The organism is Pseudoalteromonas sp. bablab_jr011, from assembly GCF_016464045.1.
GTDB lineage: Bacteria > Pseudomonadota > Gammaproteobacteria > Enterobacterales > Alteromonadaceae > Pseudoalteromonas > Pseudoalteromonas lipolytica.
This window is the reverse complement of the sequence record NZ_JACDWU010000320.1, coordinates 85871-111871: the sequence shown is the minus strand read 5'-3', so window position 1 is coordinate 111871 and position 26001 is coordinate 85871. Positions and strand designations below refer to the sequence as shown.

At 38.2% G+C, this 26001-nt stretch carries 18 protein-coding genes; 9 read left to right on the top strand and 9 right to left on the bottom strand.

The annotated features are described in order from the left end of the window. Window positions 1–66 precede the first annotated feature (66 nt). The 5 genes from JIG41_RS21310 to JIG41_RS21290 form a co-directional block, all read right to left on the bottom strand. Window positions 67–1644: a BCCT family transporter gene (locus tag JIG41_RS21310; RefSeq protein ID WP_199525434.1), complete on the bottom strand. Its 1578-nt coding sequence runs from the start codon at window positions 1642–1644 to the stop codon at window positions 67–69. 329 nt (window positions 1645–1973) lie between these two features. Next, a complete protein-coding gene (asnB, locus tag JIG41_RS21305; protein WP_065979900.1) occupies window positions 1974–3641 on the bottom strand; it encodes an asparagine synthase B in 1668 nt (555 codons plus the stop codon). Window positions 3642–4032: 391 nt separating this feature from the next. Continuing rightward, window positions 4033–4974 carry a biotin-dependent carboxyltransferase family protein gene (locus tag JIG41_RS21300; RefSeq protein ID WP_199525433.1) on the bottom strand — a complete coding sequence of 314 codons (942 nt, stop codon included), beginning with the start codon at window positions 4972–4974 and terminating at the stop codon, window positions 4033–4035. Continuing rightward, window positions 4971–5636: a 5-oxoprolinase subunit PxpB gene (pxpB, locus tag JIG41_RS21295; RefSeq protein WP_199525432.1), complete on the bottom strand. Its 666-nt coding sequence runs from the start codon at window positions 5634–5636 to the stop codon at window positions 4971–4973. The genes JIG41_RS21300 and pxpB overlap by 4 nt, the downstream gene beginning before the upstream one ends. 153 nt (window positions 5637–5789) lie before the next feature. After that, window positions 5790–7313 carry a leucyl aminopeptidase gene (locus JIG41_RS21290; protein ID WP_199525431.1) on the bottom strand — a complete coding sequence of 508 codons (1524 nt, stop codon included), beginning with the start codon at window positions 7311–7313 and terminating at the stop codon, window positions 5790–5792. 199 nt (window positions 7314–7512) lie between these two features. Here JIG41_RS21290 and msrA point away from each other — a divergent pair, with 199 nt between their 5' ends. Beyond that, entirely contained in the window at window positions 7513–8739 is a 1227-nt protein-coding gene (gene msrA / locus JIG41_RS21285) for a peptide-methionine (S)-S-oxide reductase MsrA (RefSeq protein WP_065979991.1), read from the top strand. 77 nt (window positions 8740–8816) lie between these two features. Continuing rightward, a complete protein-coding gene (locus tag JIG41_RS21280) occupies window positions 8817–9587 on the top strand; it encodes an amino acid ABC transporter substrate-binding protein (RefSeq protein WP_199525430.1) in 771 nt (256 codons plus the stop codon). A 106-nt stretch (window positions 9588–9693) separates the two neighbouring features. On the opposite strand, the gene JIG41_RS21275 is transcribed toward JIG41_RS21280, so the two are convergent. Then, window positions 9694–10113 (bottom strand): hypothetical protein, encoded by a 420-nt coding sequence (locus JIG41_RS21275; protein WP_036968511.1) that lies wholly within the window; start codon window positions 10111–10113, stop codon window positions 9694–9696. 282 nt (window positions 10114–10395) lie between these two features. Beyond that, window positions 10396–12438 (bottom strand): winged helix-turn-helix domain-containing protein, encoded by a 2043-nt coding sequence (locus JIG41_RS21270; protein WP_199525429.1) that lies wholly within the window; start codon window positions 12436–12438, stop codon window positions 10396–10398. Between the two features lie 221 nt (window positions 12439–12659). Between JIG41_RS21270 and JIG41_RS21265 the strand changes: the two genes are divergently transcribed. From JIG41_RS21265 to JIG41_RS21255, 3 genes are all read left to right on the top strand, one after another. After that, window positions 12660–14036: a serine hydrolase gene (locus tag JIG41_RS21265; protein WP_227006819.1), complete on the top strand. Its 1377-nt coding sequence runs from the start codon at window positions 12660–12662 to the stop codon at window positions 14034–14036. A gap of 227 nt (window positions 14037–14263) precedes the next feature. Further along, window positions 14264–14698, top strand: coding sequence for a GNAT family N-acetyltransferase (locus JIG41_RS21260; protein ID WP_036968502.1), 435 nt, complete (start codon window positions 14264–14266; stop codon window positions 14696–14698). 107 nt (window positions 14699–14805) lie between these two features. Next, window positions 14806–15333 (top strand): hypothetical protein, encoded by a 528-nt coding sequence (locus JIG41_RS21255; RefSeq protein ID WP_199525428.1) that lies wholly within the window; start codon window positions 14806–14808, stop codon window positions 15331–15333. 124 nt (window positions 15334–15457) lie between these two features. Here JIG41_RS21255 and JIG41_RS21250 read toward each other — a convergent pair whose 3' ends face one another. Further along, a complete protein-coding gene (locus JIG41_RS21250) occupies window positions 15458–15880 on the bottom strand; it encodes a hypothetical protein (RefSeq protein ID WP_199525427.1) in 423 nt (140 codons plus the stop codon). A gap of 869 nt (window positions 15881–16749) precedes the next feature. On the opposite strand from JIG41_RS21250, the gene JIG41_RS21245 reads away from it, so the two are divergent. The 4 genes from JIG41_RS21245 to JIG41_RS21230 all read left to right on the top strand — a co-directional run bounded on the left by JIG41_RS21245 (window position 16750) and on the right by JIG41_RS21230 (window position 24783). After that, the gene (locus JIG41_RS21245; protein ID WP_199525426.1) at window positions 16750–17673 is read left to right on the top strand and encodes a diguanylate cyclase; all 924 of its coding nucleotides are present in this window, start codon (window positions 16750–16752) and stop codon (window positions 17671–17673) included. Between the two features lie 71 nt (window positions 17674–17744). Further along, complete coding sequence (locus tag JIG41_RS21240) at window positions 17745–19013, top strand: PotD/PotF family extracellular solute-binding protein (RefSeq protein ID WP_199525425.1); 1269 nt, start codon at window positions 17745–17747, stop codon at window positions 19011–19013. A gap of 9 nt (window positions 19014–19022) precedes the next feature. Then, entirely contained in the window at window positions 19023–21305 is a 2283-nt protein-coding gene (locus tag JIG41_RS21235) for an ATP-binding protein (protein WP_199525424.1), read from the top strand. A gap of 10 nt (window positions 21306–21315) precedes the next feature. Further along, entirely contained in the window at window positions 21316–24783 is a 3468-nt protein-coding gene (locus tag JIG41_RS21230; protein WP_199525423.1) for an ATP-binding protein, read from the top strand. A 64-nt stretch (window positions 24784–24847) separates the two neighbouring features. On the opposite strand, the gene JIG41_RS21225 is transcribed toward JIG41_RS21230, so the two are convergent. Continuing rightward, window positions 24848–25726: a LysR family transcriptional regulator gene (locus JIG41_RS21225; RefSeq protein WP_036968484.1), complete on the bottom strand. Its 879-nt coding sequence runs from the start codon at window positions 25724–25726 to the stop codon at window positions 24848–24850. Between the last annotated feature and the right edge of the window lie 275 nt (window positions 25727–26001).

Here is a 26001-nt window from a genome sequence, read left to right as displayed (position 1 = left end):
TTAAGAAATTTCATATGTTGAAACAAAACCCAACAAGAACTGACTCTCCTGTTGGGTTTTTATTTTTTATCGTCCTCTTGGCTCTGTTCTAAGGCCAAGCACTAAACTCACACACATAAGCAACAGCACGAATGTAAAAGGTAAGCCTGTTGATACTGCACCAGCTTGTAACGCCTCTATGGCTTGTGTTCCACCAATCCATACTAATGCAGCCGCAATTGCGCCTTCAATGGTTGCCCAGAAAATGCGCTGTGGTACAGGGGCATCAACCTTACCGCCTGCGGTAATCGAATCGATAACTAATGAGCCAGAATCAGAAGACGTGATAAAGAACACTAACACCAGCACAATAGCAATGAACGACAGCACTTGAGACATAGGTAATGCTTCAAACATTTGGAACATAGCCAGTGGTACATCGGTTAGGCCTTTTTCACCTAGTACACCGACTTTATCAACCACTTGTTCAATTGCGATACCACCATAAATTGACATCCAGAAGATAGTAACAACAGTAGGAACGAGTAATACGGCAATTAAGAACTCGCGAATTGTACGTCCTTCAGATACGCGCGCAATGAACATACCTACAAACGGTGACCATGAAATCCACCAAGCCCAGTAGAATACAGTCCAGGCGTGCATCCATGTTTCGTCTTCACGGCCATGTGGGTTACTCAGTGGAATAATGTTTTCGACATAACCCATCACCGTATTCGGGATATTACCAAAGGCTGCAGCAAAACCAACAATAGCAACAAATACAAGCAGTACAAAGGCAATCACCATATTGATATTACTTAGCAGTTTAACACCACCATCAATACCACGTATGACCGAAATCACCGCAAGCAAGGTAACACCAGTAATAACGCCAATTTGCAAACCGATGCCCGCATCAGTCCCAAATACATGATTAATGCCGGCAGAGGCCTGCTGAGCGCCTAAACCAAGCGAAGTGGCAAGGCCAAATAAGGTCGCAAGCACAGCCAGAATATCAATAAGGTGGCCAGGCCATCCCCATGCTTTATCGCCTAAGATAGGGTAGAAAATTGAGCGAATAGATAAAGGTAACCCTTTGTTATAACAAAAGAACGCTAGTGATAGTGAAACGACTGCATAAATAGCCCACGGGTGAAGGCCCCAGTGAAACATGGTTGCACCCATAGCCATTTTTGCGGCTTCAGGGGTATTTGCTTCAACACCGAGTGGTGTTTCATACCAACCTGTGTAGTAAGCAACCGGTTCAGCAACGCCCCAAAACATTAAACCAATGCCCATACCGGCCGCAAATAACATGGCAAGCCATGAAATACGCGAGTGAGTAGGGCGAGCTTCATTTCCACCTAAACGAATATTACCGTAGGGTGAAATGATTAATGCAAAGCAAAACAATACGAATAAGTTTGCTGACCACATAAAAAAACCATCAAAATTATTAATAATGTCGTTTTTGATACCGTTAAGGGTTGCTTTTGCAATTTCGGGGTCTGAAATAAGTGTTGCAATTAAAAAGATTGCAATTAAACCTGCACTAATGCCAAAAACAGGGTTGTGAACATCGAACCCCCATTTTTGTACATTGTCTTGGCCGACAGTGTAATCCGTATTGTCGATGCTGTACTTGTCATGATGTTCGCTCATGAATACCTCTTGTTGTAATTTTATCTAGCAGAAAGCTAAATGGCCGGTTGGAACACGTTTGCCCAAAGAATATTTTTACGCAATAAACGTGAAAATAGTTTGAAGACAAATCAATTTAGTACCAAATAGTAGTCTTTAGTGTAGGAGTTAGAGGGAAAATGTAAATGCTTTAGGCGCTAAATAGCCGAATAAAATCAATTTTCTCAGTTTTTTGATGGGTTTTTAAACAAAGTTAAGAAGAAAGTAAAAAAGTTTAATGACAGTATTGTTTCAGAACGAACAGATTAATACTAAAGAAGCTGCAAGCTTATGACTTGCAGCTCTCGCTACTATTTTTTATAAGCGTCGTTGTGAACGCCAGCAGCACGACCCGAAGGATCCGCATTATTTTGGAATGATTCATCCCAAGCAAGTGCTTCAGGTGTTGAACATGCAACAGATTTCCCATGAGGAACACACTTTGCTGATGCATCTCCAGGGAAATGATCTTCAAAAATACTGCGATAAAAATACGCTTCTTTTGAATCCGGTGTATTTATAGGGTATTTATATTTTGCGTTGGCAAGTTCTTGATCGCTAACTTGCATGCTCACATATTCTTTAAGGGTATCTATCCAGTTATAACCTACACCATCAGAAAACTGCTCTTTTTGGCGCCATAATACTTCATCCGGTAAGTAACCATCGAATGCTTCGCGAATGATGTGTTTTTCAATTTTACCGTCTTTGCACATTTTGGCTTCTGGGTTAATGCGCATTGCAATATCGACAAACTCTTTATCTAAGAATGGTACGCGAGCTTCAACACCCCATGCCGCCATTGATTTATTCGCACGCAAGCAATCAAACATATTAAGTTTAGAGACTTTACGATTTAGCTCTTCATGAAACTCTTGTGCGTTAGGGGCTTTGTGGAAATACAAGTAGCCACCAAATAATTCATCAGCTCCCTCGCCAGAAAGCACCATTTTAATGCCCATTGCCTTAATTTGACGTGCCATTAAGTACATGGGGGTTGATGCACGGATGGTTGTTACGTCATACGTTTCAATGTGGTAAATGACTTCACGCAGTGCATCAATACCTTCTTGAATGGTAAAGTGAATAGGGTGGTGAATAGTGCCAATCATATCGGCTACTTTTTGTGCTGCCGCTAAATCTGGCGAGCCCTCAAGCCCAACCGAAAAAGAGTGAAGTTTAGGCCACCACGCGTCTGACTCGTCGTTGTCTTCAATACGTTTTGCTGCAAAGCGTTGCGTAATTGCAGAGATAACAGACGAATCTAACCCACCAGAAAGTAATACACCATAGGGCACATCGCACATTAATTGACGTTTAACGGCTGCTTCTAAACCGTTTTTAACATCACTCACTTTTGCATCATTGTTTTTTACCGCGTCATAGCTTTGCCAATCACGTGAATAATAACGACGTAGCTGACCGTCTTTGCTCCATAAAAAATGCCCCGGTGGAAACTCTTCAATATGTTTACAAATTGGCGATAGTGCTTTTAATTCTGACGCAACATAAAAGTTGCCATGTTCGTCATGACCTGTGTAAAGCGGAATAATACCAATGTGGTCTCTACCGATTAGGTAGGCATCTTGCTCTTCATCGTATAAACAAAAAGCAAAAATACCATTTAAATCATCTAAAAACTCAGGCCCCTTTTGTTTGTACAGGGCTAATATAACCTCACAATCAGATTGAGTTTGAAAGGTAAAATCGGTTTCTAAATTTGCCGCTAGTTCTTTATGGTTATAGATTTCACCATTGACAGCGAGAATATGTGTACGCTCTGGATTATAAAGCGGCTGTGCACCACTTGACACACCAACAATGGCAAGTCGTTCATGAACTAAAATTGCTTTCTCTGATGAATACACGCCAGACCAATCGGGTCCGCGGTGCCTTAATAGTTTTGACATCTCAATTGCTTGGCTTCGCAATTGGGCAGGATCAGATTTAATATCTAATACCCCAAAAATTGAACACATAGTGACTCCTCATTCCAATTATGTGCGCAGTTAACAATAATTTTAAAACTGCGAATCTTTGTTTTAACAGAAATAATTACCTAAGTCACACAGGTTTTTTAATTATTTAAGAATAATCTATGCACCGAAAACACAGGCTTTGCACCAGATTGATCCAAAAGCTTTGTATGAACAATAGTGAACGAATTATTTTTAGTAAAAATGAAGAAATTTGATGAAATAAGCGACGTAAAAATTATTTTTGCTGCACCAATTTGGCGCAGCAAAAACAATTTATATCACTGTAAACAATGTCTCAAAAAGTAAATACACTCTTGTATAGACAACTTAGTTTAGGGGGTAGTCATTTATTAAACGCCAAACGAGTTTAAACACAGGGCATTTTAGACTGTTAACTTTTGGCATTTTTATACTTTAAAGCAATTGCAAGTTGATTTAGATGAGCAACGAGCTTTTGCTGGGCTGAATGAGCTTGCTCAAGACTAACAAACTCAAAGTGTAAGAAGTCACCGGGTTTAAGCTGAGCAAAATGACGCAAGTCAGCCTCAATAACAATACCAATTATTGGATACCCACCCGTTGTTTGCGCATCATTCAGTAAAACAATGGGTTCACCATTGGGCGGTAATTGAATACTTCCGGGCATAACTGCCATTGAGGGCAGCGACAATGAATGTGCTAATTTACACTCATCGCTTAATAATCGAGCGCCCATTCTGTTACTGCTAGGCGAAATATGCCATGAATGCTCTGTAAACTTTTCACATGTTTTATCAGGTAATATTGAGGCATGCGGACCGGCAAGAATACGAATATGTGTACTCTTTGGCGGTAACATGGCACCTAATCCGATTTTAGTTGCATATTTAGGCGTTATATCGAAACGATCACCCGCCTTTAAAGCATGACCATGCAAGCCACCAAAGCCTGCTGCAATATCTGTTGAGTAAGAGTCTAAAATAGCCGTTGGTAAATGCCAGTCACCACCAATAGCTAAATAGTTTCGAAACCCATGTCGGGCTGCGTTTAGCTTTAGTATATCGCCTTTTTTTATATAAAAACTCCAGCCCGGTTGAACTGCATTGCCATTCACAGTTGCTTTCATGTTGGTGCCATGTAAGGCGATGTAATAGTCGTTATCAAACTGTATTTCGGCAAGTCCAAGCGTGATCTCAATCACGGGATGGTTATCAGGATTGCCAACAAGACGATTAGTGATGATTTGTGCATAAGGGTCAACACACCCTGATTGACCAATGCCTAAATGGCGAGAACCTACGCGGCCTTGATCTTGTATAGACATTTGCATGCCGGGCTTGAGTATGGTGATCATTTTAGCACCTCCTGAATAACAAACTCTAACGTATCGCCCGGTGCAATTGCACACGGTGTCTGTGCATTTATATCAAACAGTTTGAAATCTGTATGACCTATTATTTGCCAACCACCTGGGGAGTCTTCGGGGTAGACACCAGTTTGCTCACCGCCTATAGCAACCGCGCCTTTAGGGACATGAATGCGTGGTTTTTCGTGACGCGGCGTGTATAACTGGGGGTTTAAGCCTGCTAGGTATGCAAATCCGGGTTGAAAGCCCAAAAACAAAACATGATACGTTGCACTGCTGTGCATTTGAGCCACGTCGTCTATGGTTAAATTATGGTATTTAGCAACAGCTGAAATATCGGGGCCATAATCGCCACCATACACCGTGGCGAGCTTATGATGCGTAGAGGTAAAATCATTGCTTTTAATCTCATGCCAGTGACTAAGTAATGAAGATTGCCACTTAGCAAGTAAAGATGACTCTTTTAAGTAAAGGGTGAGGTTATTATTAGCAGGCACCACATCAATAAAGTCTCCTGAATTTCGACAAAGTTGCGCGAGTGCCCAAATCTTTTTTTGTGTTTCAAGCACATCTTGCCCTGACTCATAGACATCGAAAAAAATGCAATGCGTAGTCAGTGCTGTGATCTGTGGTCGTTGAGTAGAAGCCATTGTATGTCACACTTATTATTATTTGTTGATGATAATTAGCATATAGGCCCAGTGGTGATAATGTAAATGAGTCTTTAGCGTTAATTAAAAACTCAACACTGCCAAGCCGTTATAAAATAATGATAACAGCTTGGCAGAGAGTAAAGGAAAAGGCTACTTATTGTTGTTTAGTAACCAGTTAGACAATAAGCGTACACCGTAGCCAGTACCGCCTTCAGCGAGTTCATCTTTTGCTTTATTGTTAAGTGCGTTACCCGCGATATCGATGTGTACCCAACGTGTGTCACCCGCAAAGTTTTGTAAAAAACTTGCCGCTGTTGTTGCACCAGGACCGTGAGAACCAATATTTTTTAAGTCTGCAATGTCAGATTTTAACGCATCGTCGTAGCCAAGCGGTAAGCGCCAAAGATTTTCGTTTACTTGCTTACCAGCCAGTGTTAATTGCTCAATTAATTGATCGTCTTTTGAGAATACGGCGGCGTATTCGTTGCCAACAGCCCCAATTTTTGAGCCAGTGAGCGTTGCAACATCAATCATAATAGAGGGTTTGAACTTATCGCGTGCATACCACATAGCGTCACTTAATACTAAGCGTCCTTCTGCGTCTGTGTTTACAATCTCAACGCTTAAACCTTCAGCTGTGCGAACAACATCACCCGGTGCAACAGCAAATTGTGAAACCATGTTTGCTGCCATCCCCATGACCGCAACAACATTGGTGTCGGCTTTAGCTAACGCCATTGCTTTTACAGTGCCTAGTACGGCTGCAGCACCCGCCATATCTGATTTCATACGTGCAATTGAAGCGCCAGTTTTAAGGCTATAACCGCCAGAATCAAAGGTAATACCTTTACCTACTAACGCGATAGGTGTGTTTTTATTACCTTGATAATGGGCAACAACAAGGCGTGAACCTTCTTCACTACCACGGCCAACCGCTTCGAGCGCACCCATACCCAGCTTTTTAATTTGTTTAGGTTCTAGAACCGTGATTTTAACACCTAACTTTTTAAGCTCTTTTGCGGCTTTAGCAAAGTCAGCTGGAGTCATCTCTGTCGCTACTTCACTGGTTAAGTCGCGTGCTAAAAATACACCTTGTTCAATATGTTGTAGTAAAGTGTGGTTTTTGACCACTTGGTCTATATTTTCAACATCGACAGTGTAATTAACTACATGGGTGTCTTTTTCTTTTTTGTATTCTTCAAAACGGTGGTCACGTAGGTTAGCACCATGAGCAAACTCGGCCGCATATTTGGCGTTTGTGTCTGTTTCTTTCAACACCGAAAAATCAAGACTAACCGAAGCTTGTTTCGCACTGTGAAGCTTAGCGTGAACATTACCTCCTAGCTTTGCCATTTTTGCAGCATTGAGTTCTGCTTGCTCACCAAGCCCAACAAGTAAAATACGTTGATGTTCACTGTTGTTTGGAGCAATGACTTCTAATGTTTTTCCGTACTTGGCTTTAAAGTCTGCAAAGTTAACCACTTTATCTAAGTGGGCTTGCGTTTCAGCGCTTAGGTAATTGAAATCAGAAACACCTGTTTTTGAATCAAAAAACAGCACTAACGTGTTGTCAGTTGGTTTAATAGATTGTGCGAAAGTGAACTCTGCTGCATTCACTTGCGTAGCAAGTGTTATACCCAATGCGAGAGCGGTTAGGCTATGTGCAATTCTCATTATTATATCCCAATGTAAAAAGGTGCTTTTTACCTTAAATATACAAAAGAGTTAAATTGTTAGCGGTGAATCACAGCTTAGACGCGTTTAAGGTGAAATGATTTATTAAACTCGCCGGTCTTTTAAATATACAGGCTTTAATGAGGAAATTAGTATGACAATTAAGTCAATGTTACTGATATTACTGACCAGTAGTGCCATGATGACTGCAAGTAAAGTGTATTCACAAGACACCATGCAAAACGCCACGCAGCATATTGAAACTATTGTACTTGGCTCTGGCTGCTTTTGGGGGGCTGAAAAACGCTACGAAGCACTGGATGGGGTAATTGATGCTGTATCAGGCTATGCAGATGGTGAGGGATTTAAAGCAACGTATAAAAATATTACCCGTCAGTCACGTCGTTTCGACGATAATAACTATGCTGAAGTGGTAAAGGTCACTTATAACAGCAATGAAATAACCACTGAAAGCCTCCTTAAGCACTATTTTGAGAATCACGATCCTACGCAACTTAATCGCCAAGGTAATGATGTTGGTACACAGTATCGTTCTACAATTCTTACCAGCAACGAACAGCAGCAACAAACAGCCATTGAATTAAAACAGACGTACCAAGTAAAGTTAACGGCCGCAGGCTACGGAACAATTGTCACAAAAATTAAGCCGCTCAAGAAATTTTACGCAGCAGAAAATTATCACCAAGATTATTTAAAGAAAAACCCGAATGGGTATTGTCCTGATCATTCAACAGGCGTGGTATTTGATTCAACCAACAAACCCAACGTTGATAATAGTGCCTTACTGACAAATAAACAGATTGTGGTTATTGATGCGAAGGGGTATTGCCCATACTGTGAAAAGTTCAAAAAAGAAGTTGCCAATAACTACCAAGGTACTATTCCCATGACCTTTCGTTATGCCGATGAGCTCGATGGGCTGACAATTAAGACCCCAACTTGGGCAACGCCAACTTTATTGTTTATAGAAAATGGTGAAGAAGTGTATGGCCGTCAAGGGTATGTAAGTAAAGATGAATTTTACAAAGCGCTCGGTGCGTTTAAGTTGGGTGACAGTGAGGCGTTTAGGGTTGCATTTCATGCTCGTACCGACAGTCCATATTGTAAGCAATATGATATTTTTAAAAATACGCCAGAGGGGGTTTTTATTGATAAACTCAGTGGTGCCCCATTATTTGATACCCGAGACCGCTTTAATTCGGGTACAGGTTGGTTATCGTTTACCCAAGCCGTTAAAGGCAGCGTCACCATGCACGAAGATAACAGTTATGGAATGCAGCGTATTGAATTAAAATCGAAAAGTTCAGGGATCCACCTAGGCCATTTATTCCCAGGTGAAGGTCCACAAGGTAAAGATAGGTATTGTATTAATGCAACGGTGCTTGAATTTGTTCCAGCAGAGTAAAATGTCGATACGCAATTAGTTCAAAGTCATTTTTTAGCCTAAGCTTGTATGTATGCCCAAAAAGTGACGTTTGAAATGTGAAAATAAATTTAATAAGTGGTTTGAGTGCTGTTGTAGTAAGCTTATTTTCGTTGCAGTTATTATGCGCAGAAAGAGCCTCGTATGTAGTAGGCGTAGAGAACATTGAATATCTACCTTATTACGAAGGGAGCGATAACAATAACTCACGGTTCACTGGATACAGCGCACAGTTATTGAAATTATTCGGTCTTAAATACGACTATAATATAGTGTTTTACCCAACGCCTCTAAACCGCCTTTATAAAGATTTTATTACGCAAAGTTACCTTGATTTTAAATACCCAGATAACCCGCAATGGCAAAAAAGTTTTAAAGATATCTACACAAAAACCAAGCAAATAGTCTATTCAAAGCCTGTTGTAACAACTGTAACCGGAATTGCGAGCCTTAATCCTGATACACAATTATCTGATTGCACCCGGTTTGGTAAAGTGCGTGGTTTCACCTCACAACGTTTTAAAGCATATTTTGTAAAAGAGGGAATTGCCGTTATCGAAACTGCGGATACAACGGAGCTTATTTCTTTGCTTTTATTGAACCGAATAAATTGTATTTATATCTCGCGGGATGTTCTTAACTATAAATTACGGAAAAAGTTAAATGTAACGACCGATGTCTACTTCCATGAATTGCTCGGTGTAGATGTACAAGACTTTCATGTATCAACGATTAATCATCCAGAGATTATTACTCAGTTTAACCAATTTTTAGCTACGTATAGTGAAGAAATTCAAGAACTGAAAGAGAAATTTAGTATCGGCCAATAGGGGGTTACAGTTTGCTTATTGGTTTATCATGTAAATCAGGCGCGAAAAAAAGCCCGGTCAGAACACACAAGAACCGGGCTTTCGACAACAATTTGGTGGGGTAACTTTACAACGCTAAGTTTTGCTTTGCGCGAGTTAAGTTATGATTTACAAGTTCGTTTTTAGAAATTTGAACTGCTTCATAAAAATCAGAAAGAGCTGCAGTATCGTTTTCTGACATGATGCGTGCAACACCACGATTACTTAATGCAAACGAAGTTAATTCGCGACGTTTGTATCCAGGTACTTTACTTGTACTAAGAAGTGAAATTGCCTCGGTACACAGGCTTTCAGCTTCTGAAAAATTCTTTTCTTTTACGCTCAATGCACAACGGTTGAAAGCATTTTCGTATGTGCTGTTTACGTCGTTTGAAGAGTGAGCTTGCTCGATAACCATCAGTTTATAATCAGCTTGGTTGGCTACTGCCATCGCTGAGCAAGTTAATAAAGAGCTAAGTGCAATAGTGGTTACAAGTGTTTTAAACATGATAGTTTTCCTCTGAATAAGTTGGTGTTTCTTGCCAACGAGTGAACTTTAAAATATTCCCCAAAGCTAAACAAACGATTAAATTAAACCTGATAGATGAAGAAATTTAATCTATAGAGTAATTACTCAATTCTCAGCGATTTAGTAGTGAAAATTAGAGAGGAGAGTGTCTGAAAATTACTTTCAAACACAATAAGCTTTGTTTTGTGAATGCTATTTATGTACTGATGTGATCAGTTTGGTTGAAAACACATACTCTAGATCAGCTAGTTATGATTGAAGCTATTTATTTAATGTAATATTCAAAACTAAAATATCTGCTGTATCAGTTTGTTCTTTGAGTAAGATAGTATTACCGCTTATAGCAGTTATTTGACTGCATAAATCCGCACAAAACTTTTCAAAATCAATACTTAAATTTTGAACACCAAGTTCATAATCGTAAAAATTCATTGTCCTAGAGTCGTTTTCTTTGTATTGAAGATAGAAGCCATTTTTAATTGGGTAAATGCTTGAAATAAAATGCGTATTATCAATTAGATTGGTACCAGAAGCAGTCATTACTTGGCCACTTGAAAAACTAAGTAATTCGTCGTTATGATTTAAAAAAATATCTTTATCTTTCAATTGCGTTTTTAATGACACTATTTCGTCAGTAACTAAATCAAATTTAACTATTTCATCATTGTGAGTGTTCTTATCAACAAACAAAATAGCATCTGACTGTCTATACCACCCGATTGGATACCCAATGATTCCATTTAACCATTCGATTGCGAACTGGTCTTCCTCTAGCTTAATAAGAAATGGTTTGTTATTTATACTGCTTGCGATACGTGTTCCAGAGGGGTCCCATATTGGTTTTGATAAAGCATATTCTTGCTCAGTGTTAACGAACAATAATTGTTCTTCTTCAGTCTCAATATGTTTAATAAAAAGTTGTGGAAGTCCATTTTTCATTGACATGTAGGCGATGAGTTTTTCATCAGGTGAAAGTGCAGCTTCTTTATCAATGGTATTAGAGTTTACGATTTTTATAGGAGTAGAGAGTGAATCTAAAGCGCTAATCAAAATATCTTGATCAGACTTAGCCTCAATAAAATACAGTTTGTCCTTAACGATTTGTGGATAAATCAAAAAGTTATAGCTTTTAAAATAAAGAGTCGTTAATTGGCCGTTTAATTCAAGTTGTTTTAACTCACTGCCATTACTCAATAACAAAGACTCACCATCGTTAAACCAAGTCATAAAGTGCCAGTTATGATCAATTTCACCGACTGATTCAAGGTTAAAACTCGATAAATTTAATAGTTTTACCTCCGAGATTGCATCTTCATTGAAGCCAATTATCGCTAATTGTTTCTGGTTAGGTGATAAAGCGAGCTTGTAGGGCTTGAAATCATCACTTGGTTGAAGAATTTCGTAAGAATGGCCAGTAATCAAGTTATGTCGATATAGGCTTACATTACGGCTGTGTTCGGAACTGTTTTGATTTGCTAAATAGAAAAGGTTTTCTTGTTCATCTATAAAAAACAAGCTGTTCCAAGTTATATCTGTACGAGAAAAGAGTTTTTCTTCGCTGATCACGTTCGCTTCTGTATCTAATTGCAGTCGATTGAATGAAATACTCCCTTCATCTTGAAACGAATATACAAGCGTATTTGCATCTGTATCCCATGCAAGGTAGGTGAACGCTTTTAAGTCTGTACTTAATTCTTTATATGAATTTAATAGTAAATCTTTGATTAAAAGCCTTCGCTTATTAGGACGATTGGTATTTTGTATGTAAGCCATGAAACGCCCATCAGGACTAACTTGTAGGTAACGCTCTTTTTCATTGCTTGCAGTGATAGGCTTAAGATCTTCTAAAGAAATGTGTTTATCTTCGTTAAGGAAATTGAAAAGGAAGATAATGATAAACAAAGCAGGGATAATTAAGAGTGCTAGTTTTGTATTTTTTATCTGATGTATTTTTGTTAATGGAGTGCTCGTTTTTTCATCAGAAAAACGTATTTCAGCCTCGAGACTATAGCCCCGTTTTGGGTGTGTTTTTATAATGTGCTTTTCTTCATCGGATAACGCTTGTCTTAACAAAGCAATATTTCTGCGAACTGAATTAGGGCTGTAAATAGCTTGTGGCCAAACATTAGCAAAAAGCATTTCGGCTGATAACACTTGATGTGGTTTTTGCGAAAATACTTCAAGAAGTGCCATCACCTTAGGCTCTAAAACAACAACTTTACCATCTGTTTGAATTTCGCCAGTCTCAAAATTAACTAAAGAGTCATTAAGAAAAAATTGTTTTGATAATTTACTTTCACTCAAGTTGATAGTTATCCATTTGTTATTATTAATTATTTTCAGCTTAATGTTTTCTTAAGCTTTTCTTAATCACTACTTCATCGCTTTTTGTTATGCGTAAAAGTAAAAGTATCGAAAGGCCAAGCGCCATATTATTCAATAAACAATAAAAGGAATGTAAAGTGAAGCGATATTTACTAATGCTCATATTTTTTATGTGTTTTATTAGCCATAAAGCACACGCAATGAAAGAGGTAGACTATAACAAATTGGCAAGTCAATTTATTACGGTTTTAAACACTAAAAATTTAGATGAGATCGAAAAATTTGTAGTAAAGAACTTCTCGCCAAATTCTCTTGCACGCTGGGAGGGTAAAGGTAAAGACCGTTATGTTGGGTATTCGATGAATGTTGCGCTTTTTCATGGAGAGTTGAGTGTTATTTCTACAGAACTTGATACGTCAACTAATCGCATCCGTCATATCAGTAAAGTTTATTCAAAGAATACAGATATGCAGCATCAAGTAGTGTTATTTTTTAATGATGACCAATTACAAGCAATAACAGGGTGGTCTATCGAAGAAACTCCACAAAACCAAGGTTCAAAAGGCTCTTTAACTGAGTCACAATTTATTGAAGAGATCAAAATCTATACTGATAAACTGGCGCAAAGAGGTAGTTTCTCTGGCACGGTATTACTTGCTAAAAATAATGACATTTTGTTCAGCGCTGCATATGGCTTTGCTTCACGTCGCTATGATGTGAAAAATAACTTAGAAACTAAGTTTCAAATTGGCTCAATGAACAAAATGTTTACTAGCGTCGCTATCTTACAGCTAATAGAAGCTGGCAAAGTATCGCTTGATGATCCGCTCACTAAATTTATTGATAAAAGCATTTTAGGGAAAGGTGATTTTAGCAAAATTAAGATTCGACACTTATTAAGCCATACATCAGGGATTGGTAATATTTCTGGGTATGACGAGATACAAAATAAGGTGCGGTCTCTTAAAGGTATCCAACATTTATACAGTTCAATTGATGCTACATTTGAACCCGGAACTGAATGGCGTTACAGCAATACAGGTATGGTTTTACTTGGTCAGGTGATTGAGAATGTAACTGGTGAAAATTACTATGATTACATAAACGAAAATGTATATAAAAAAGCTAACATGCAACAAAGCGGAAGTTATGACTTAGATGTGCCTGTCAAAAATACTGCCCGTAATTATTGGTTTTCTGTCGAAACTGGTCAAGTAACTGAAAATTTGATGTTTCAATCGGTAAAAGGGGGACCTGCAGGCGGAGGTTATTCAACTGTAGGCGATTTACACAAATTCGCCATGGCAATGCAAAATGCTCAACTAGTAAGCCGTGAACTCTCTAATAAAGCCTTATCAGCAAAACCTGAGCTAAATGCACCAAACTGGGGATATGGTTTCTCTGTGAGAAGTTCAGCAGGGAATACAACTGTTGGTCATAATGGGTCCCATTTAGGCATGACAGCAAGGTTAAATATCTATCAAGAAAAAGGCTATATTCTAGTTGTTTTGGGGAATTTTCAATCTTCAGCATGGCCTGTTGTGGCAAAAGTAGATCAACTCATAAAGCGTTTGTAAAAATTCATTAAAAATAGGGGCGTATTAAAGCCCCTTATAAACAACCTGCAAATCTATTATTGTTAAATTTAATAACAATGTAATGGTTTTACGTTGTGGTAGTGTTCGTGTCAGTAGGCTATATCATGTTAAAAATGCGTTTTAATTATATATGTAGCAATCATTTAGTAACTTTGTTAAAACTAATCCTCTTAAATAACAGGTGTTAACATCACAAAGGAATACTGGTGCAAGGATATAAAATCAGCACGGATAAAAATTACCTCGATTTTGAAGTAATTTACGGTTTTATTTCAAAAAGCTATTGGGCGTCCGGAATACCAAGGCAGACGCTAGAAACAGCCATTTCAAACTCATTTTGTTTTGGTGTCTATGATAGCCATGATTATCAAATAGGTTTTGCCCGCCTCATAACAGACAAAGCAACATTTGCCTATCTTGCTGATGTATTCATAGTAGAGAGTCATCGAGGCAAAGGTTTGAGCAAGTGGCTTGTTGAGAGCATAGTCTCTCACCCAGAGCTTCAAGGCTTAAGGCGTATGGTATTGGCAACAAGAGATGCGCATGGTTTGTACGCGCAATATGGTTTTCAACCAATTAAGAATCCAGAGATGTTCATGCAAATTTGGAATCCAAATGTTTACCATGAGCTAGAGAAATAACAACAATTTAAAGGTTACATGGAACCAACTACTTTTAGTTTGTGGTGAACTTAGTGTTTGATTGCAGTGTTATCTTATAAGGCACTAGTATAATTAAGGACAGAATTATGAAAACAGGAATTTTATCTATCGGGTTATTATTTACATCAAATCTTGCTTTTGCTGATTGTAAAGTAGCGCTTGAAGAAAGGTTAAAAGACGATTTGAACCTCACATACCAACAATTTGATCAGACATACGATGCTGGGTTTAGATTGTTAGAAAAATCAGGTTGCCATGCTGAAGCCGCAATTCTGATAAAACGTTTTATCTCTCACAATAATTCAAAAGAAAGCTCGTTAACGTGGCATTTAGCTCAAATGGAAGGGCTAGCTGGTGATTTTCAACAAGCTGTTTTTCACGCAAAAAAAGTATTGGACCCCGATGAAGAGCTAAGTGGTTCAAAAATGTATTGGAATGACTTTGTGTTAGGAAACATTGCTTTTTGGAATAAAGATAAAGAAAAGCTAAAACAACACATAGCAAATATTGAAAAGGGACAAAGCTTTAAACCTAACCAGATAAATCTGAACTACCTGAATCAGTTGCTCAAACATTTTGATTTAAGTTACAAACAAGCATTGTCTGAAGCTTAAGGTAAGCTTCGTTAGCTTAATTTCTAGATTGCTACTCGAATTTGAAAGAAGCATAAAATGATCAGTACATAAACGACAAAACCCAGCCTAAGCTGGGTTTTGAGACAACACAATTCTGTAAAACTTATAACGCTAAGTTCTTTTTCGCACGTGTTAAGTTGTGTTCAACTAACTCGTTACCTGAAATTTGTACTGCTTCGTAAAAGTCAGACAATGCAGCAGTGTCGTTTTCCGACATGATGCGAGCTACACCGCGGTTGCTTAACGCAAATGACGTTAATTCACGACGCTTATAAGCTGGTACTTTGCTTGTGCTAAGTAAACTGATTGCTTTTGAACAAAGCGCTTCAGCTTCTGTAAAATTCTTCGCTTGAACACTTAACGCACATTGGTTAAATGCCACTTCGTATTGACGGTTAGTCTCTACTGATGCTTGTGTAGATTGGTCAATCACCATTAATTTGTAGTCACCCTGATCAGCCACTGCCATCGCTGAGCAAGTTAATAAAGAGCTAAGTGCAACGCGTTTCATAAGTGTACTAAACATAATTTTTTCCTCTGTTAGAGCCAGCATTTATTACCGACAATTCAACTTTAGTTGAGAGAGGAAAATCGAACAAACGATAAAAAAACACCCAATAGGTGAATAAATTTAACCTATAGACTTTAGTCGAATAAAAGGCTTGAAAAGTGAGGCTCTCATGCTAAGAATAGTGTTGCTGCAAGGCTTAAGCTGTATCAGGAGAGGGCAGTATCAAAAAAATTATATTCTTCGTTTTTATGATTAACACATTAAATACGTTTAAAAAAGTAGCATTGTCCCCATTTATCTTTTAAAGGTTATTAATGGAAAGGTAAATGGATTTAATCACTATAGCACGGGTTGTTATTAGTAAACTGTGTGGCGGAACTGTATTGTTTAAATACATTGTTTAATCTGCTCTTTAAGCTGGTACTCTGGGCTAAAAAGATGCCAAAAGGGGCATATTTATTTATGGCCATATTCCCACTTCTTTCGCTATTTCCTATTCCCCCCCCTGTATTTGAAAATGTGGCTAAAGCAAAGCACGAACAACGTAAAAAACAAAAACGATATGATAAACCCACTTCATGACAGGATTAGCTATCTATTCACTGTAATAACCTTATGTTTAAGTGCATGGCGCATGCAATAAATAGCCATCATTCTTTTATACTACAAATAATGAAAAATAGTTAAGCATTAAATAGTGCTTTGACTATAATTACTGTTAAAACTTATTGAACTAACAGTTAGTTGCAGAATTAATAACATACTAAAGTGACCTTCTCATGAATAGTATGTTTTCAAAAGTTACAAGGTAAGTTAGTAAGCGATTATGCCTTAAAGAGCTGCTGCAAAGCGAAACTAAACAATAATAAAGATGAAGAATTTATATGCCTTTAACTCTAAAACCATTGTCAGAATGTAAAATACTTGTAGTTGATGATGATGAAATGATCAGACTTACACTTGAAACAATATTAGAAGAGCACTTTACTGTTTTACCATTTAGCGCTGGAAATAGTGTCTTAGAATACTGTAAAGAAAACACTGCTGATTTAATTTTGTTAGATGTGAATTTGCCTGATATCAATGGGTTAAATGTATGTAGGCAAATAAAAGACGATCACGCCTTTGAAAATGTACCTATTGTTTTTATTACATCGACCTACGATACCGATTCACAAAATGCCTGTTGGGAAGCCGGAGCAACAGATTTCATTGGAAAACCCATCACTGCTTCAACATTAATACACCGCACGAAGAATCATATTGAGAATAAACTTCGCCTCGAAAAGCTAGTTGAATTGACATACAAAGACTCTCTAACAGGTTTGTTTAATCGCCATTACCTAGACTTAGAGGTCTCTAATGTTTTTAAGCAAGCTATACGTGACAAAAGAGCTTTTAGCCTACTGATGTTAGATATCGATCATTTCAAGCGTTATAACGACCATTATGGCCATCCACAAGGCGACGTATGTATTAAAAAGATTGCTGAGGTATTAAATCGTTCAGTTAAACGCCCGCAAGATACGGTTGTACGATATGGAGGAGAAGAGTTCCTTGTGCTCTTACCTTACACAGATTTTGATGGAGTAAAGCAAGTCTGCGAGCGAATTAATCATGAACTAGCGAGCGAAAATATTCGTCACGAAGAATCTTCTTTAAATAGGGTGTCAGTCAGTATCGGGGGAGTTGTGTATTCTCACCAAGAGATGAAACAGTTTGATGAACTTGTCTCATTAGCTGACGAAGCATTATATGAAGCAAAAAATGCGGGTAGAAATTGCTTTAAATTACATGCAATTGACTGATGAAATAATCAGATTTTAACGTTAAAAATTTCATCTATACTCATAGTTGCTTATTTACTAGGTGAATATGTATGGCTAACTTAAAAGACCGTCGATGTTTTCTAAAAAAAATGGGTGTGGGAGTCGCTGCTTCAACACTGGCATTTAAAGCACCGTATGTTTTTGCAAAAAACACTGTCACTTTGAGAGTGATGGGCACACATGTCACCTTGCAAGAAGAGTTACGTCAACGAGCAATGCGTGAGCTTGGCATTAATATCGAATTTACTCCAATGGGCAGTGCTGCTGTTTTACAAAAGGCGGCAGCGGATCCAAGTTCTTTTGATTTGTACGAACAGTGGTCTGATTCAATTAATATTTTGTGGCAAGCTGGGGCTATCCAGCCATTAGATATTGATAGGCTTATTTATTGGAACGAAATTAACCCACTAACTAAAACCGGGCGTGTAATACCTGAAGCAAAAATAGGGGCGGGGGATTCACCCAATAAGCTTTTGTATGTTCAGCCTGATGGTCGTCTCGGTACGACGCCTAGCAAAAAAATCAGTTATATGCCGTATGTTCACAATGTTGATTCCTTTGGCTATAACACGCAATTTATTGAGCAAGGTATTCCCTATGAAACCGAATCGTGGGCATGGTTGCTCGACGAGAAAAATAAAGGGAAAGTAGGATTAGTTAATGCGCCCACCATAGGTATTTTTGACGCCGCACTTGCTGTTCAGGCCCAAGGGCTGATGAGTTTCAATGACTTAGGAAGTATGAGTATTACAGAAATTGATCAGCTGTTTAAAATTTTGCTCGAGAAAAAAAGGCAGGGTCACTTCTCTGGATTTTGGACATCGGTTCCACAGTCGATAGACTTTATGAAAACTAACCGTGTGACTATTCAAAGTATGTTTTCACCGGGAGTAAGTGCATGCAGAGGACAAGGTATCCCTGTTGTGTATGCTTCACCCAAAGAAGGTTATCGTGCTTGGCATGGGGTTATGTGTTTATCGGCCAATACGCAAGGGCATGTAAAAGATGCAGCGTACGATTACATGAACTGGTGGTTGTCAGGCTATCCCGGTGCATTTATAGCGCGTCAGGGCTATTACATTTCTAACCCAGAACGAAGTCAGCCTCTTATGTCTATACCAGAGTGGAATTACTGGTATCAAGGTAAAGAAGCGGTGACAGACTTAACAGGCACTGATGGAAAAATCTCTGTTAAAGCTGGGCAGGTAAGGGATGGAGGCAGCTACATTAAGCGCTTTTCTAATATCGCGGTTTGGAATACCGTCATGCCAAATTATGATTACAGTTTAGATAAGTGGTTTGAACTGCTTAATTCTTAAGGAACTGCCTTGTCGAATATTTTCTCACGCTCTGTTGCTGCAAAAATGTTATTAGCGTTGATGCTAATTTTACTTGCTATGAGCGCCAGTTACTACGTTATGAATAAACGCCTAAATACAATAGAGGTTGCTTTTAACGATATAAGCCGAATCAGTAATTACGCTGTCAGTATTCTTAGGATCAATAAAGACATAGTCGAAATGCAACGCGATATCTCTGTGTATGGCGGGAGTGGAAGCAGTGCTGTGTTTGAAAAAATCGTCGAAAATTTTCAAAGTATCAAAACACGTCTAAGCGATGTTGAGCTTAAAAATGAAGAGAATGAGAGTCAAATTTACCTCAACGCCATGTCTGAACTAGTAAAGAGGTACGGCGAGAATTTACAGGTCTTGACCAAGCGCTACGAAATAAGAGCAACATTGACAGAAAAAGAATTACCCCGAATTTACGCTGATGCAACGACACACCTTGATAACTTAATGCGAAAAGTAACCACTGTTGAAGAAAAGTTATTTATTTCTGAGTATCTCAATCTGTGGCATTCGTTGCATCGAGATGCGTATTTGTTTTTAACCAAAAAAGATTATGCAAAAAGAGCGTCAGTTAACGATGCTTTACGAATGATTTCGACGAAATTAAATGCCTCTGTGCATATTCAAAAAAGTGAATACCGCTCTGAAATTAACCAACTTTCAAAAATGGCAGATACTTATAGTCAGGCATTTGCGAGGAGTATTCAAGCAAATCGCAATTATTTAAGTTTAGTCAATGTTGTAATGGCCGGTGACGCAATTGAATTTAGTACTTTAGCAAATGAACTAAGAGAGCAATCATTAACAAGGTTAAGCCGTATCAAGGAAGAAGCAGAAAAAACAGTTTCTAAAACAGAGCGTATTTTAAAGCTACTCGCGTGGGGAGTGTTAATTTACATTATTGCCTTGTCTGCTTTTTTCCATTTGCAGATCTCCAAGTCTATTAAACGCCTTACGGTGAGCTTTAAACACTTTCTTAATGGCGATTTATCTGCACCAATTTATGACTTACATAGAAAAGATGAAATAGGTGTACTTGCAAAAGCGGCAGATAGCTTCAGAATTTTAAGTAAAGATTTATCAGATGCCAAACAAACCGCCGAACATACCACTAAAGTTAAGTCAGAATTTTTGGCGAATATGAGCCACGAAATACGAACGCCTATGAACGGTATTTTGGGTATGGCACGTCAATTGAGTCGTACACCATTAAATGCTGAACAAGAAAAAATGTTGGCCATCATACACTCTTCAGGTGCGAGCTTATTAGTAATTATCAATGATATTTTAGATTTAAGTAAAATCGAAGCCTCAAAAATTGAACTGGAAGAACAGCCAATAGCATTAAACTTATTACTCGATGAGCTAACGCATTTATTTAAAGCGCAAGCTAATAATAAACAAGTCGAACTGTTTATTTCAGTGTTGCCTGAGGACCCCAATTTTATATTTTTAGGGGATGAAACACGCCTTAAACAAGTGCTTATTAATTTAATTGGCAATGCAATTAAATTTACAGAAAGAGGCAGTGTATCGTTAAATGTGAGTATTCATCAGCTATCTAATGATGAATTTAGCATTATATTCCACGTTTCAGATACCGGAATTGGCATAGCGAAGGAACAGCTTAATAGCTTGTTTGAGGCCTTTTCACAAGCAGATGCCTCAATTACACGACGGTTTGGTGGTACAGGACTCGGTTTAGCCATTTCTAGTAAGCTATTAAAATTAATGGGGACTTCATTGCACGTTGAAAGTGAGTATGGTGTTGGCTCAGACTTTCATTTTGATCTCAATGTTATCCGAGCGAATGAGTCTGTTTATAGTGAACAACAGCGCATGCAAGAACCCCATGAGCAAGCAATTGATTTCTCTTGGCTGAATGTACTGATTGTCGAAGATAACGAAATCAATCAAATCGTTATTGAAGCGATGTTGAGTGAGTTTAATATCAGCTCTATCAATATGGCCGATAATGGCGAGCAAGCTATTCTTCAGTGTGAAACACGGGCGTTTGATCTCATTCTTATGGATATGCAAATGCCTGTCTTAGATGGGCCGCAAGCGACATTAAGGATCAGAGAGATGCCTTCCTATAAAAACACTCCCATCATTGCTTTAACTGCCAATGTATTAAGTGCCGACAAACAACGCTGTATTGATGCCGGGATGAATGACTTTATTGCAAAACCAATTAATTATGAGTGCGTTAAAGCTATTTTGTTGAAATGGTGCACAAAAGCAGCTGATGAACGGTAAGGGGAGCTGAGTGAATATTTTACTAAAAGAAAATAAAAAAGCAGCCTCATTGAACCCATACTTTGCTTTAGTGTCGATAGTATTTGTTGTTTTTATAGCAATCGCCGTTAGCTTTTTTGAAGGGCAAGTAAAAGAAGATGTTTTAGACTCGATAGACCAAGAGTTCGTCGAAACGAATCAAAGGCTAAAAGAAATTGTAACAACGACACTGTCAGAATATAAATCAGATTTACGGTTTTTGTATTCAACCCCGCCAATTTCAGGCTTACCAAGAGCCCATTTTAACAATGGAATAGACCCATACGATGGCACTAGTTATCAGCAATGGAAAGAGCGATTAGAAACTATTTTTATTGGTTTTATGGAAAATAACCTCGCCGTTGAACAGGTGCGTGTTATTGCGGTGACTGCTGAAGGTAACGAACTTATTCGTGTTCAGCGTGTTGGCGCATCTGTAGAAGCCTCTGCGGATTATTCATTACAATCTAAAAGTGGCGAGCCTTATTTCTTGCCCAGTACGTTGCTTGAACCAAAGCAAGTGTATATGTCACCACTGTCTTTAAATCGTGAGTTTGGTGAAATTGAATTTCCTTTTAAACCGATGATTCGGTTTTCGATACCAATATACAGTGAGAACGGTAAGCGTTTTGCTTTTTTAATTATGAATGTTAATGCCAGTACATTACTTAATAACCTTAAAGAAACAGTGTTTGATACCTCACAACTTATTATTAGTGGCTCTGATGGAGATTTTATTATTCATCCACTTGAAAGCTATCAATTTTCTAGAGATTTAAATCCCAGTGTAAATTGGCAGGCTGTTTACACCGAAAACATAAAGTACAACGGTATCTATTTAATAAAGTCAAAAGCGAATACAGAAGAACAGTTCTATGTACGTTCAGAAAAGTTGTATACCAGATCAGGTAATAAATATGGTTTTGTTAATTTTAACCTACTTGCACCTAAAGAATATGTGGATAATTTGATCAATGAAAAACGCTTGATCACCTACAGTCTGTTATTTGCAGTGATTGTTTTCACATCAATTCTTTTAATTACATTTTATCGTAATGCGATTAGAAGCCAATTACTCGCAGAAACCAGACAAGAAGCATCAGCAATTGTCGATGGTTCTATCGATGCAATTATTGCCCTTAACTTAAAAGGGTATCTGACCAGTTTAAACCATACTGCAGAGCGATTATTGCTCATTTCAAGTAAAGCGGCAGTAGGGAAATCGAGTAAGGAAATTGAATTTCTATCTAATTTACCAATCGATGAATATGTAAAAAAAATACAGAGTTCTAGAGCTCAAATAAAGGACGAGTGTTCATTCGTGCAAGGTGAATATATCGCGCATTACGCTATTTCAGTGAGTCCTGTTTTTTCTGAGCACAGTAACCTAAGTGGTTTGGCTTTAATAATTAGAGACATTAGTAAAGAAAAACAGGCTGAAATTAAAGTTAAACGTCTTAACTCTGAGCTTGAAGCCAAAGTGCGTAAACGTACACACGCACTTGCAGAAGCAAAAGACGAAGCAATTAAACACAGCGAGGTTAAAAGTGCATTTATATCGAATGTGAGCCATGAACTGCGAACATCATTAAATGGTGTCATTGGCACGCTAAATATTTTGAAACGAGAAGCGCTAACAGACAAGTCACGCAAGCTTGTTGATATGATGGAGTTGAGCGCATCAAGCTTAAACTTATTAATTAACGATATTCTTGATTTGTCGAAAATAGAGGCAGGAAAACTCGACTTAAATATTCAGTTGATAAACCCGCTGCTACTGATTGAAAGTTTGGTGAGCTCGTGTGCTGTCAGAGCCTTCGATAAAGGGGTTGATGTGTACTTAGACACCACAGAACTTACATGCGATAAGCTAGAAGTAGACCCCCTTAGACTAACTCAAATTATTAATAACCTGATTAGTAATGCCATTAAGTTTACTGAAAAAGGGTTTATTAAAATTAAAGTGAGTACGGAGCATGTTGCTAATAATGAATATAAATTAAGGGTTAGTGTACAAGATACAGGAATTGGCATTGATCCTCTTTCGCAAAAACGACTGTTTGGTGCATTCCAACAAGCGAGTAGTGCAATTACCGAGAAATTTGGGGGGACGGGATTAGGAATATCGATCTGTAAGCAGTTATGTCATGCAATGGGTGGAGAAATTTACTTAGATTCAACTTTAAATCAAGGCAGTACATTTAGCTTTTATATTAAGGCACGCGCAAGTGAAAGAAACTTAAAGCAAGAACAGAGATGTTTTTCCTCTAAACATGTTTTAGTGTGTAGTCAAAATGCACATATTATAGAAATAATTGAAAAATTGGTTGTTTTATATGGCGGGCACGTAAGCGTTTCATCGCTTAGTGAATTAGACCTACACGATGATGAGAACATTGATTTTGCCATCATAGACGACGAAGAAATCAATAATAATACGAGCTTAGATCACCTGCATGAAACACATAGCAGCACTCACGTTGTCTTATTGCATCAATCTGATACTTCAATACCAAAAAGCAAAGCGGGCAAAGTGAGTAAAATAAGTAAACCCCTTACACAAACAGCCCTATTACGCGTTGCAGGGGTTGAGCTGCGTGATTACGAAACACACACGTTATTACATGACAACAGTGATGGTGAGTTCGCAATTTCAAATGAACGTTTATCACAAATTAAAGGCAGTAAGGTACTTATTGTCGATGACAATAAAATTAACTTAGAAGTAGCGAAAGGGGCACTTGACGAGCTACCCATTGAAATACTCACGGCCAACAATGGCCAAGAAGCCATTGAACATTTATTGCAGAGCGAAGCAAGCGGAGCGCCTGTAAACTGTATACTACTCGATTGTCAGATGCCAACTTTAAATGGCTATCAAGTGTCTGAAAAAATACGTTCAGGTGAGGCTGGTGGCGCTTTTATTAATGTGCCTATGATTGCCATGACTGCGAGTGCGATGATGGGCGAAAAAGAAAAATGTTTATCAGTCGGTATGAATGATTATCTTAGCAAACCAATTAAAGCAGATGATGTGCTATCAAAAGTTGTGAAATGGATTTTATCTGATCATGAACAGCAAACAGAAGAACACGTTAGCACAGTAGATGAAGCGCAGTCATTATGGAATCGTCAAGAAGCGCTTGTACGGTTACTTAATAAAGAGGCTTTACTAAAAAGAATATGCCAAATATTTATGATCAACGCGCCGAAAAAACTCACTGATTTAAAAGAGCAGTTTGCAGTGCAAAATCATGCAGAAGTACATCAAACTGCGCATGCTTTAAAAGGGATGTGTGGTGAGCTGAGTGCCGATAAGCTCAGAAAATTATGTGAAGAAATTGAGTTAAAAGCACGCGAGCAAAACCTCGAAATCAAAGACACACTTCAAAAACTAGAGCGCCTGTTGCCACAACTAATGGCTGAGATAAAAGGGTGGTTAGAATCGCTAGAAAGATGAAATTACTCACGACAGAGCCCGTGTGAATGATGCCTGTGTTATGCACAGGCATCCAGATAAGTGATTATTTTAAATGCTTAAACGTATCAATCATCCACTTTATAAATAACTCTAGCTGTGCGTTAGTTTCACTCGGTTCGTGCTGGACTAAATAGTATTTATCTTTGGTTTTTAATGGCATATCAGTAAAATTAAATAGCCATTGCTCTTCAAACCAGGTTTGACTAATAGGCAAAGGAATAAGTGCAATTCCCATCCCTTGCTGTGCAGCTCGCGCAACCCCGAACATACTATCAACCTGAATAATTTGTTTTGGTGCGAAGTCTTCAATACCTGCATGTTCAGCCCATTGGTGCCATGCCCAAGGACGTGCTTTATGCAGTATTAGGGGCACTTCATTAAGGGCTTGAAAAGGGTTTTCGTGCCATGCTTGCCAGTTTTCTTTATTACATGCCGGTGTATACGACAACGAAAATAATTCGTGTACAACCCCTTCGTGTGGCTTAGATGACGATAATACAATTGATAAGTCACTTTGCTTGGTCAGTTCTTTGCGCGTTTTTAAGGTGTTTAGCTGTAAGTTAGTGTTTGGATGATCGGCGGTCCACTCACTCAACTTTGGCATTAATAATTCACTGGCAAAAAACTCAGGCAGAGTAATGCTTATAGTGATATTTTCTTGTAACTGACTAAATTCATTAATGGTTTTTTCGAGAGCTTTAATCAGAGGTGACACTGAATCATAAAAGTTCTTACCCGCAGCGGTTAAACGAATAGAGCGAGTTTGACGTTCGAATAGCTCAATCCCCAATTGCTCTTCTAATTGCTTGATCTGATGGCTTACGGCTGATGGCGTAAGATAAAGTTGGTTTGCTGCATCTTTAAAGCTCAGTGTGCGAGCAGCGAAACAAAATGAGCGTAGGCCACGAATAGGTGTTTGCATAGTTAATTTCAGTAATTCTCAATAGCGCGTTTTATGAAGTTAAGAGCTAAGCAATTATTATCCCAATATTTAAAAACTAACAGACTAAAGGGTGAATATAGCTAACTTTTGCGATAACGCCTAAAAATTAAGCGTTAATTGCTTGTTTAATCTAGTTTTTCGCCTCAAAAAGCAAAAAAGGCGAGTGTAGCAGTTTTTATTTATTGGTAACAAGTAAAGTGCTCCTTACGTGTTACTCACAAGTTTAGGGCATTTTATACTAATTGTGTGACAAA